Here is an 11,303-nt window from a genome sequence, read left to right on the forward strand (position 1 = left end):
TCCTGCCCCCCGGTTCAGAAGCGCGCGCGCACGCCGCCATAGATGGCGCGGCGTTCGAGCGGGTAGAAGGCGACGCTGCCTTCGTCCGCTGCCGTCGCCGCGTTGTCGGGCGTGTAGCGGACCAGCGCGCTGATGTCGCCGACTGCGCGCTTCTGCGTCAGGTTGCGCGCATCGAGGAACAGGGTGATGCCTTCGCGCAGTTGCGCCTGTGCGCCCAGATTGAGCAGGGCATAATTGCCGACCCGCTTGCTGTTGACATAGTCGACCCATGCCCCCTGCGGCAGCCATTCGACCGAGGGCGAGATGCTGAGCCTGTCGGTCCCCAATTTGAGTTCGGCGCGGTAGAAATGGCGCGGCACCACCGGCAGGCGATTGTCGCCATAGATGGCGTCGTTGCGGAAGCGGAAATCGCTATATTGATAGACCTGGCGGAGCGATGCCCAGGGGGTGAAAGCGAGTTCCAGACCCGCTTCGACGCCCTGATGGCGGGTCTTGTCCGCGTTGAAGGTGGCGGCGGGGATGACGCCGGGGACGACATTAAATTGCAGCATCTCACCCTTTATGTCGGCGCGGTAAAGGCTGACGTCCCAGGATGCGATGCCGATGCGGCCACGGGTGCCGATTTCCGCGGTCCACGCCTTTTGCGCGCCGACGGGCGTGAAGCCGGGCGCGCCGCCTGCGGGCGTTTGGCTGAGTTCGCTATAGCCGGGCAGTTCGACCGAGCGGTTATAATTGGCGTAGAATTGCAAGGCTTCGTCGGGCTTGTAGAGCAGGCCGATCTTGGGCGAAAAAGCGTCGAAGCTGGCGTCGCCGCTGCGTTGCGGGGCAAAGCGGTTGTCGATCCGCCGTTCGCCATGGGTGTAGAGCCCGCCCGCGATCAGCCACAGGCCGGGCGTGGGGGCGACGCGAACTTCGCCATAGCTGTTGATCGTCTGGGCGCGCTGCTGAACATTGGCGGTGGGCGCGCCGCGCTTGCCCGACAGGTTGATAAACTGACGCGCGGTCACCTTGCCGAAACGCGCCTGCGTGCCAAGCGTCAGTTCGACCGGCAGGCCGCCCAGATCGCCCGCCAGATCGAGGCTGGCGAAAGCGCCGCGATCTTCCGATTTCTGGTCGATCACCTGAAAGATGGGATGGTAGAGATCCTTGGCATTGAGGAACAGGCCGAAGGCCAGTTGGCCGCCGCCAAGCTGGATCGTGGTGCGGTTTTGCAGGCGGATCGAATCAATGTCGCGCGCCTGATCGCCAACGAAATTGCCCTTGGTCGGGTTGGTCAGCACCGATTTTTCGCTGAGCGAGCCGGACAATTTCTGGCGGATGGTCTGGGCGCTGGCGTAGAAGCGGGTTTCGATTGTCTCGCTGATCTTCACGCCGACATTGCCGTTGAAGCGATAGGATTTCCGCTTGCCATGATCGCGGTCGCCATCCGACCGATCGCTGGTGATCGCGGCGAAGGCATCGCCACGGTCATCGGCATAGCCATAGGCCGCCTTGGTACGGATCGTGTCGAAGCTGCCGCCATCGATGCGCAGTTCAACGCCCGGCGCGCTGCGTCCGGTCGGGGTGACGGCATTGATCGCGCCGCCCAGCGTCGATCCGCCCAGACGCAGCGCATTGCCGCCGCGATAGACCTCCAGATGCTGGAAGACCTGCGGGTCGAATTCCTGAAAGTCACCATTATCGTCGGCCAGGTTGATCGGAATGCCATCCTGCAACAGGGTCAGGCCGCGCATGTGGAAGCCGCGCGACAGGCCCGAACCACGGATAGAGATGCGAACCTCCTGCCCGAAGCGCGGCTGGGTATAGACGCCGGGCGAGAAGGTGAGCGCGTCGCGCAGGGAGACGGCCAGCTTATTCTCAAAATCGTCAGCGGCAACGACATCGACGCCGCCGGGTGTGCGCTCGACGCGGGCGGCGGCTTCCTGGGCAAGCGCGCTGGCGGTGACGATGATGCGGCTCTGGTCGGGGGCTTCGTCGGCGAAGGCAGCGGTAGTCGACAGGGCAAAGGCGATGGCGCACAGCGAAACGCTGCGCGTGGCGTGGGTGATACGCATGAATTTTAACCTATTGATAAAATGTAGTTTCCTGACTTTCTTGTCAGGATTGGGGCTGCGCAAATTGCATCCTCCCTACAAGGGGAGGTGGCTGGCCAGAGGCCGGACGGAGGGGTGTCAAGCTATCGAGAGGGTGACACCCCTCCGTCAGCACTTCGTGCTGCCACCTTCCCCTCAGGAGGAGGATGTCGTTAAGCGGTTGGCGGCCCGGATGAAGGCGGTGGGGGCGCGGCGAGGCGCGCGATCAGGCCCGTCTTGAGCGCGAAGGCGATCGGGCCATAGGCCAGTTGCCAGGCAGGCAGCGGCAGGTCTGCGAGCAGCAGCGGCGGCACGGCGGGCTGGACCGAAACGGCGAAGGCGCAGGGCATGTGCCCGGCCATGCCATCGTCGGGCGCATGATCGCCCTTGCCCGGTGCCAAGTCGCGATCGACCAGCACGTTGATTGCGCCCTGCCCGGTGCAGAGACTTATGATGACGCCCCGATCCGTGCGGACAGGCATGAAACCCGACGGCACGAACAACTGGACGGCCAGGACGAGCAGCGCCAATGCGGCAAGCAGGCCGCGCGCGGTGCTGGAATGTCTGATCGCCCCCGTCATGTGGGGGCCGCCATAATGACGAGGCGCTGCCTTGTCACTAGGGCAATAAGTCCATCGCGCGCTGCCCTGAACTCACCTTGACGTAAACGTAAAGCTGCGTTACATCATGCGTCATGGACAAGCGCAGCAGCATCGCCGGCATCGAGCTACCCGACCATCGGGACCAGCAGAGCTACAGCATTTCCGACCTTTCCGAAGAGTTTGGCGTCACGGCGCGCGCCTTGCGATTCTATGAGGATGAGGGGCTGATCGCGCCCGAACGGCAAGGTCTGGCCCGCATCTATTCGCGGCGCGACCGCGCGCGGCTGGCATGGATTTTGCGCGGCAAGCGGGTCGGTTTCAGCCTGACTGAAATTCGCGAGATGATCGACCTGTATGACGCCGATGAAGAACATGAAGAGCAGCGCCGCGTCACGGCCGCCAAATGTCAGGCGCGGATCGAACTGCTGACCCGGCAAAAGGACGATATTGACGCGGCCATTGCCGAACTGGCCAATTTCGTTGCGGCCATCGCCAAAGACTGACGCCCTCCCCTACCCGCCCTTTCCCGATAAGAAAAACGCCCGGAGACGATCATGCCCACTTATACCCCCCCCGTTCGCGACACACGGTTCGTACTGGATCATGTCGTCGGGCTGGAACGCTATGCCAACCTGCCCGGCTTTGAAAATGCGACGCCCGACCTGGTCGAGGCGATCCTGACTGAAGGCGGCAAGATTGCCGCGGAAGTGCTGTTCCCGTTGAACGCGGTGGGCGACAAGGAAGGATGCACCCGTCACCCCGACGGCAGCGTGACCACGCCGACGGGCTTCAAGGATGCGTTCGACCAGTTTGTCGCGGGGGGTTGGACTACGCTGCATTCGCCGGCCGAATTTGGCGGACAGGGCCTGCCGTCCGTACTGGCGACGGCGGTGGACGAATATGTGCTGTCGGCCAATCAGGCGTTTGAAATGTATCATGGCCTGACCGCCGGTGCGGTCGCGGCGCTGATTGCCAAGGGCAGCGATGAGTTGCAGCAGCGCTATATCCCCAAGATGGTGTCGGGCCAGTGGACCGGCACGATGAACCTGACCGAACCGCATTGCGGCACCGATCTGGGCCTGATCAAGACCAAGGCCGTGCCCAATGCCGATGGCAGCTATGCGATCACCGGGACCAAGATTTTCATTTCGGCGGGCGAGCATGACCTGTCGGAAAATATCATCCATCTGGTGCTGGCCAAGACGCCGGGCGCACCCGACAGCAGCAAGGGCATTTCGCTGTTCGTCGTTCCCAAGATCCTGCTGCATGACGACGGGTCGCTGGGCGAGCGCAACGCCGTGTCCTGCGGTTCGATCGAGCATAAGATGGGCATTCATGGCAACGCCACCTGCGTCATGAACTATGACGGGGCGACCGGATGGATGGTCGGCGAGGAGAATAAGGGGCTGGCCGCGATGTTCATCATGATGAACGCGGCGCGACTGGGCGTTGGCCTCCAGGGTCTGGCCCAGGGCGAAATCGCCTTGCAGAACGCGGTTCATTATGCCCGCGACCGGCGGCAGGGCCGCGCGCTGACCGGGCCGAAGGAACCGGAGGAAAAGGCCGATACGCTGTTCGTTCATCCCGATGTGCGCCGGATGTTGATGGAGGGCAAGGCCATCACCGAGGGGTTGCGCGCGCTGATCCTGTGGGGGGCTTTGCAGGTCGATCTGTCGCATTATGCCGCCACGGAAGAAGAGCGCCAGCAAGCCGACGATCTGATCGGTCTGCTGACCCCGGTCATCAAGGGCTATGGCACCGACAAGGGTTTCGATGTCGCGGTATCCAGCCAGCAGGTGTTCGGCGGCCATGGCTATATCTGGGAAAATGGCGTGGAGCAGTATGTCCGCGACGCGCGCATTGCCCAGATTTATGAAGGCACCAACGGCGTGCAGGCGATGGATCTGGTCGGCCGCAAACTGCCGATGAATGGTGGCCGCGCGTTGCAGGCATTGCTGAAGATCATCGCGACCGAAGTGGCCGATGCCAAGGCCGAACCCAAGCTCGCCGCCTTCGCCGAAGCGCTGGAAAAGGCGACCGGCCAGTTGCAGGCCGCGACCATGTGGCTGATGCAGAATGCGATGAAGAACCCCGACAATGCGGGCGCAGGCGCGCATCATTATATGCATATCCTGGGCATCGTCGCGACCGGCCTGATGTGGTTGCGCATGGCCAAGGCCGCGACCGGACTGCTGGCGGCGGGCGAAGGCGACGCGAAGTATCTGGAAGCCAAGCTGGTGACGGCGCGCTTCTTTGCCGAGCGGATCATGCCCGACGCGGGATCGCTGCGCCGCAAGATGGAAGGTGGTGCCGAAGCGCTGATGGCGCTGGACCCGGATATGTTCCTGGCGGCGTAACGCCAATGAAGGCGGGTCTGGCCACATGGGTGGCCAAGGCCCGCCACCCGCGATAGGCTGGCTCCTTTCAAGGGGGACGCCATCCATGACCATCACCGCCAGTCCGGCGCCTGCCCGCACGTTGGGACTTGCCGCCTGCATCGCGCTGGTGATGGGTAATATGATCGGGTCGGGCGTGTTCCTGCTGCCCGCCGCGCTCGCGCCCTTCGGCTGGGATGCGGTGGCAGGCTGGGGGTTTACGATCGCCGGGTCGCTGGTGCTGGCCTTCGTCATTGCGCGGCTGACGGTAGCGTTGCCGGGGACGAGCGCGTCGCAGATGATCGCGCGGGCCTATGGGCCGCTTGCCGGGTTTGCGATTGGCTGGATCTACTGGCTGTCGATCATCATCACCAATGTCACGATTGCGGTCGCGGCGACGGCCAATCTGTCCAGCGTCATGCCGCTGCTGGCGCGGCCCGGTATCGGGGCGATAATGTCGATCGGCTTGCTGTGGGCGATGACGGGCATCAACCTGATCGGCGCGCGGGCGGCGGGCATGACGCAGATCGCCACGACGGTCATCAAGCTGATCCCGATCGCGGTGGTGCTGGTCCTGCTGGTCATGACGGTGGGGAACGGCACGGCGCAGGTCGCGCCCTTCCCGGCGCAGGGGCTGACGGGCGCGGGGATTACCGCATCGGCGGCGCTGACGCTCTGGGCCTTGCTGGGGTTTGAATCGGCCAGCGTGGCGGCGGACAAGGTGCGTGATCCGGCGCGAACGATCCCGCGCGCAACATTGATCGGCACGGCGGTAACGGGGCTGATCTATCTGCTGGTCTGTTCAGGAATAGCGCTGACCCTGCCAGCGGCGGAGACGCAGACCGGATCGCCCTTTGGCGCCTTTGTCAGCCATTATTGGTCGCCCGGCCCGGCGCGCTTCATCGCCTTGTTCGTGGCGATCAGTTGCCTGGGGGCGCTCAATGGCTGGACGCTGCTGATGGGCGAGGTGCCGCTGGCGATGGCGCGGGCGGGCGAATTGCCGCGCTGGCTGGCAGGGACCAATGCCAGGGGAACGCCAGTGCGCGGGCTGATAGTGTCCACGCTGCTCGCCAGCCTGTTGCTGGTCGCCAATAGTTTGCAGGGGCTGGTGGCGCTGTTTACCGCCATGGCGCTGCTCGCGACATCAGCGACGCTGTGGCTCTATGTCGGCTGCGCGCTGGCGAGCATGCGGTTTCGGGTGGTGGTGCCAGCCGCGGTCTTGGGGCTGGGCTACGCGCTGTGGACGCTATGGGGCGCGGGGATTGTGGCGAGCGGGTCGAGCGTGCTGCTGATGGCGGCGGGGTTGCCCTTTTATTGGTGGGCGCGGCGAGAGCGTGCAGCCTGACGTGACGTACTCCCGCGAAGGCGGGAGTCCAGTTCAGAGGGCAGGACTGGGCTCCCGCCTTCGCGGGAGCACCATTATGCCAGCGATCAATCCCCCCACAAATCCTTGATCTTGCCGAAAAAGCCGGTGGACGCCGGGCATTCTTCGCCGGTTTCGGTTTCGCGGAAGGCTTCGAGCAGTTCCTTCTGCTTGGCCGTCAGCTTCGTGGGGGTTTCGACGTCGATCTGGACGACGAGATCGCCCTGCCCGCGTCCGTTGAGGACCGGCATGCCCGCGCCGCGCTGGCGGATCTGCTTGCCCGACTGAATGCCGACCGGGATCTTGATACTGTGGCGCACGCCATCCAGACCCGGCACTTCGATCGTACCGCCGAGCGCGGCCGTCGTGAAGCTGACCGGGCAGCGGCAGAAGAGCGTCGTGCCATCACGCTCGAACAGCGAGTGGCGCTTGACGTGGAGGAAGATGTAGAGGTCGCCCGCAGGAGCGCCACGCGCGCCCGCCTCGCCCTCACCCGACAGGCGGATGCGGGTGCCATCGTCCACGCCAGCGGGAACATTGACCGACAGCGTCTTGGGCTTGTCCACCCGGCCTTCGCCCCGGCAGGAGCGGCATGGGCTTTCAATGACCTTGCCCGCGCCATGGCAGGACGGGCAAGTGCGTTCGACCACGAAAAAGCCCTGCTGCGCGCGGACCTGACCATGGCCCTTGCAAGTCGGGCAGGTCTTGACGCTGGTTCCCGGTTCCGCGCCGGAGCCGTCGCAACTGTCGCAGACGGCCGAAACCTCGATCTGAATCTCGGTCTGCTTGCCATGATAGGCTTCGTCGAGGGTGATTTCGAGATCGTAGCGCAGGTCCGCGCCGCGCCGCTGCTGCTGACGACCGCCACCGCCAAAGCCGCCGCCCTGGCCGAAAATCGTCTCGAATATGTCGCCAAGGTCGGAAAAGCCGCCGGCACCGGCATGGAATCCGCCACCGCCGCCCTGTTGCTGCTGCTTGAAGGCCGCATGACCGAAACGATCATAGGCTGCGCGCTTTTGTGGGTCTTTCAGAACCTCATAGGCTTCCGACACGGCCTTGAACTTGGCTTCGCTGTCGGTGCATCCCCCGGTCTTGTCCGGGTGATATTTCATCGCCATTTTGCGATAGGCGCTTTTCAGCACGCTCGCGTCGGCGGTGCGCTCGACTTCGAGCAATTCATAATAGTCGATTTCGGTCGTCATTCGGACCCCCGCCCGGCTGTCCCGTCACCCCGCCTGGCGGCGGGGTGACGGGTATAGGGCTTCAGCTTCAAGCCTTGTTGTCGTCCACTTCGGAGAATTCGGCGTCGACGACATCGTCGTCCGCCTTGGGTGCTTCAGCGCCCGGCGCAGCAGCCGCAGCCTGCTCCTTCTCGTAAATGGCCTGACCCAGCTTCATCGCGACCGTGGCGAGTTCCTGCGCCTTGGCCTTCATGGCTTCCGCGTCGCCGCTTTCGATCGCAGACTTGGTGTCGGCAATGGCGGTTTCGATCTCGCCCTTCAGGCTCGCATCGACCTTGTCGCCATGTTCGGCCAGCTGCTGCTCGGTCGTGTGGACGAGGCTTTCGGCGTTGTTCTTGGCTTCGGCCGCTTCACGACGCTTCTTGTCCTCTTCGGCGAAGCGTTCGGCGTCCTTGACCATCTGGTCGATGTCGGAGTCCGACAGACCGCCCGAAGCCTGGATGCGGATCTGCTGTTCCTTGCCGGTGCCCTTGTCCTTGGCGGACACATTGACCAGACCGTTGGCGTCGATGTCGAACGTCACCTCGATCTGCGGCACGCCACGCGGCGCCGGGGGGATGCCGACGAGGTCGAACTGGCCGAGGATCTTGTTATCCGCTGCCATTTCGCGTTCGCCCTGGAACACGCGGATCGTCACCGCCTGCTGATTATCGTCGGCGGTCGAATAGACCTGCGACTTTTTCGCCGGGATGGTGGTGTTGCGGTCGATCATGCGGGTGAACACGCCACCCAGCGTTTCGATGCCAAGGCTGAGCGGTGTCACGTCAAGCAGCAGCACGTCCTTGACGTCGCCCTGCAACACGCCCGCCTGGATCGCCGCGCCCATGGCGACGACTTCGTCCGGGTTCACGCCGGTATGCGGTTCCTTGCCGAAAAATTCCTTCACGGCTTCGCGTACCTTGGGCATGCGGGTCATACCGCCGACCAAAACGACTTCGCTGATCTCGCTGGCCGAAACGCCTGCGTCGGCCATCGCCTTCTTGCAGGGTTCCATGGTCCGCTTGATGAGGTCGGCGACCAGACGCTCCAGATCGGCGCGGGTGATCGACTTCACCAGATGCTTGGGACCATTCTGGTCAGCGGTGATGAAGGGAAGGTTGACTTCGGTCGTCTGGGCCGAGGACAGCTCGATCTTGGCCTTTTCAGCCGCTTCCTTCAGACGCTGGAGCGCCAGCTTGTCCTTGGTAAGGTCAATGCCTTCGGACTTCTGGAAGTCGGCGGCCAGGAATTCGACCAGCTTGGCGTCGAAATCTTCGCCGCCCAGGAAAGTGTCGCCATTGGTCGACTTCACTTCGAACACGCCGTCGCCGATTTCCAGAATGGAAATGTCGAAGGTACCGCCGCCAAGGTCATAAACCGCGATCGTCTTGCCGTCCTGCTTGTCGAGACCATAAGCGAGCGCGGCCGCTGTCGGCTCGTTGATGATGCGCAGCACTTCCAGGCCCGCAATCTGGCCGGCATCCTTGGTCGCCTGACGCTGGGCGTCGTTAAAATAGGCAGGCACGGTGATGACCGCCTGGGTGACGGTTTCGCCCAGATAGGATTCGGCGGTTTCCTTCATCTTTTGCAGGATGAAGGCGCTGATCTGCGAGGGGCTGTAATCCTGGCCACCGGCCTTGACCCAGGCGTCGCCATTCGGACCCTTGGCAATCGAATAAGGGACGAGTTCCATGTCCTTCTTGGTCATGGGATCGTCGAAGCGGCGGCCGATCAGGCGCTTGACCGCGAAAATCGTGCTGTCGGGATTGGTGACCGCCTGGCGCTTGGCCGGCTGACCGATCAGGCGCTCGCCATCCTTGGCGAAGGCGACGATGGACGGCGTCGTGCGCGCGCCTTCCGCATTTTCGATTACCTTGGGCTTGCCACCGTCCATGACGGCGACGCAGCTGTTGGTGGTGCCAAGGTCGATACCGATAACTTTTGCCATTGTGTCCTCTTTGAACCCCAAATTCTATTCAGCGGTTGATGGCCCCATACCTCACGAAAGCGCCAAGGCAAGGCCGGTTTGCAAGGGCGATATAGGGGCGCTTTTGCTTGGCACAAGAAGCTGGGGCGATTACCTATGTACGCTGACCGGAAACGAGACAGTCAGGAATGAGTTGATGCGCGCTCCCTTTGCCCTTTTCGCCCTCTTGGCCCCGCTGGCATTAGCCGCGTGCGGCGACCCGGCGCTGACCTATATCGACCAGGCCTGGGTACGGTTGAGCCCCAACAAGGAAACGCCATCGGCCGGCTATTTCGTCGCGCATGGCGGCGATGCGGGCGGGCAGATACGCGGCGTGCTGACCGATTACGCGCTCAAGGTCGAGATGCATGAAAGCGTCGACAAGGACGGCATGATGACGATGGAGCGAATCGACAGTGTCGATATTCCGGCCAAGGGTGAGGTCGCTTTCGCCCCCGGCGGCAAGCATCTGATGCTGTGGGGCGTGAATGATACCGCGATCAGCCGGGGCAAGATGCAGTTGACCTTCCTGATGGCCAATGGCGACCGCTTGCTGGTCGATGCTGTGATCCGCAAGCCGGAGGCGGCGGGTGCAGGCGCAGCGGCAACCAAGCCTGGCGGCGAGCATGAGGGCCATTGAGCAGCCGTAGCCTGACCCCCGATGAAATTGCGCTGGCGCGGGGCGTGTTCGGCGCGGCGATCGATTATGGCCGGGTACGGGTGCATGCGCGCAAATGGTGGCCGTTCCAGCCCAAGGGCGTGACGATGGCGCCCGATGGCGACCTGTGGTTTCACCCGGAGGGCGGGCTGTTCTGCGCGGATTTCTGTGAAAGCCCGCTGCATATTCAGGGGCATTTCATCCATGAGATGACCCATGTGTGGCAGGCGCAGCGGTCGGGGAAGTGGTGGCTACCGCTGATGCGGCATCCCTTCTGCCGCTATGGCTATGCTATCGTGCCAGGCAAGCCGTTCGAGCGCTATGGCATCGAGCAGCAGGCGGAGATCGTGCGGCACACCTTTCTGCTGCGGCGCGGGGTGGCGGTGAAGGGGAAGCCGGGGCTGGAGGCGTATGAGGGGTTGCTGCCCTTTGGTTGAAGCGGTTACCCAAATCGGGTAATATGGCATCATGAGCAAATCCACATCCGTCGCGTTGAGCGACCATTTCCGCGCCTTTGCCGAGCGCAAGGTGGCAGAGGGCCGGTTCGGATCGACCAGCGAGGTCGTCCGCGCGGGCTTGCGACTGCTGGAAATGGAGGAAGAGAAACTGGAAGCCTTACGGGCGGCCCTGATCGAGGGCGAAAAGAGTGGCGTCCTGCATGACTTCGACATGCGTGAATGGATTGATCGCCGGTTTCCTGAGGCGTGACCGCTGCCGTCAGTTTTGCAGTTGCTGCCGAACGTGATCTGGCGGAAATCTCGACCTATACCCAAGCAGAGTGGGGCGCGGCGCAGGCCAAGGCTTATCTGCTGGCGATTGCCGATGCGATCGACCGGATCGCTGCCTATTCGGGCATTGGTAGCCCGATCGACGATGTTCGCGGCGGATACCGCAAGTTTCGCGTGGAAAGGCACAATATCTATTATCGCCAGCGCGGAACGGGGATCGAAATAGTCCGCATCCTGCATCAGCGCGCAGATCTTGCTGCCAAGCTGCAATAAAAAGGGCGGACCTTCCGGCCCGCCCCTTCTGATGTCACGACAACTG

11 protein-coding genes are annotated in these 11,303 nt (G+C 63.2%); 7 read left to right on the forward strand and 4 right to left on the reverse strand.

The window, feature by feature from the left end:
• Positions 1–14: 14 nt before the first annotated feature.
• Both IWY39_RS06710 and IWY39_RS06715 read right to left on the reverse strand, forming a co-directional pair.
• The gene (locus IWY39_RS06710; protein WP_107124185.1) at positions 15–2,054 is read right to left on the reverse strand and encodes a TonB-dependent receptor family protein; all 2,040 of its coding nucleotides are present in this window, start codon (positions 2,052–2,054) and stop codon (positions 15–17) included.
• Between the two features lie 191 nt (positions 2,055–2,245).
• Positions 2,246–2,653, reverse strand: a complete 408-nt coding sequence (locus IWY39_RS06715; RefSeq protein WP_107124186.1) for a hypothetical protein — start codon at positions 2,651–2,653, stop codon at positions 2,246–2,248.
• A 113-nt stretch (positions 2,654–2,766) separates the two neighbouring features.
• Between IWY39_RS06715 and IWY39_RS06720 the strand changes: the two genes are divergently transcribed.
• The 3 genes from IWY39_RS06720 to IWY39_RS06730 all read left to right on the forward strand — a co-directional run bounded on the left by IWY39_RS06720 (position 2,767) and on the right by IWY39_RS06730 (position 6,394).
• Positions 2,767–3,177 (forward strand): MerR family transcriptional regulator, encoded by a 411-nt coding sequence (locus IWY39_RS06720; RefSeq protein WP_017180887.1) that lies wholly within the window; start codon positions 2,767–2,769, stop codon positions 3,175–3,177.
• A 51-nt stretch (positions 3,178–3,228) separates the two neighbouring features.
• On the forward strand, positions 3,229–5,031 hold the full coding sequence (locus IWY39_RS06725; protein ID WP_019051628.1) for an acyl-CoA dehydrogenase C-terminal domain-containing protein: 1,803 nt from the start codon (positions 3,229–3,231) through the stop codon (positions 5,029–5,031).
• A gap of 85 nt (positions 5,032–5,116) precedes the next feature.
• Positions 5,117–6,394 carry an amino acid permease gene (locus tag IWY39_RS06730; protein ID WP_107124187.1) on the forward strand — a complete coding sequence of 426 codons (1,278 nt, stop codon included), beginning with the start codon at positions 5,117–5,119 and terminating at the stop codon, positions 6,392–6,394.
• A gap of 86 nt (positions 6,395–6,480) precedes the next feature.
• Here IWY39_RS06730 and dnaJ read toward each other — a convergent pair whose 3' ends face one another.
• Positions 6,481–7,614, reverse strand: coding sequence for a molecular chaperone DnaJ (gene dnaJ, locus IWY39_RS06735; RefSeq protein WP_019051626.1), 1,134 nt, complete (start codon positions 7,612–7,614; stop codon positions 6,481–6,483).
• 67 nt (positions 7,615–7,681) lie between these two features.
• A complete protein-coding gene (gene dnaK / locus IWY39_RS06740; protein ID WP_017180891.1) occupies positions 7,682–9,580 on the reverse strand; it encodes a molecular chaperone DnaK in 1,899 nt (632 codons plus the stop codon).
• A gap of 175 nt (positions 9,581–9,755) precedes the next feature.
• Between dnaK and IWY39_RS06745 the strand changes: the two genes are divergently transcribed.
• Genes IWY39_RS06745 through IWY39_RS06760 form a run of 4 tightly spaced genes read left to right on the forward strand, consistent with a single transcriptional unit; the run spans position 9,756 to position 11,257 of the window.
• Complete coding sequence (locus tag IWY39_RS06745) at positions 9,756–10,238, forward strand: copper chaperone PCu(A)C (RefSeq protein ID WP_107124287.1); 483 nt, start codon at positions 9,756–9,758, stop codon at positions 10,236–10,238.
• Positions 10,235–10,693, forward strand: a complete 459-nt coding sequence (locus tag IWY39_RS06750; RefSeq protein WP_107124188.1) for a vgr related protein — start codon at positions 10,235–10,237, stop codon at positions 10,691–10,693. The genes IWY39_RS06745 and IWY39_RS06750 overlap by 4 nt, the downstream gene beginning before the upstream one ends.
• 31 nt (positions 10,694–10,724) lie before the next feature.
• Positions 10,725–10,964 (forward strand): type II toxin-antitoxin system ParD family antitoxin, encoded by a 240-nt coding sequence (locus IWY39_RS06755; protein ID WP_019051623.1) that lies wholly within the window; start codon positions 10,725–10,727, stop codon positions 10,962–10,964.
• Positions 10,961–11,257: a type II toxin-antitoxin system RelE/ParE family toxin gene (locus IWY39_RS06760; protein WP_107124189.1), complete on the forward strand. Its 297-nt coding sequence runs from the start codon at positions 10,961–10,963 to the stop codon at positions 11,255–11,257. Before IWY39_RS06755 ends, IWY39_RS06760 begins: the two co-directional genes overlap by 4 nt.
• Positions 11,258–11,303 lie beyond the last annotated feature (46 nt).

It is taken from the genome of Sphingobium sp. JAI105 (assembly GCF_015752145.1).
GTDB classification, from domain to species: domain Bacteria; phylum Pseudomonadota; class Alphaproteobacteria; order Sphingomonadales; family Sphingomonadaceae; genus Sphingobium; species Sphingobium xenophagum.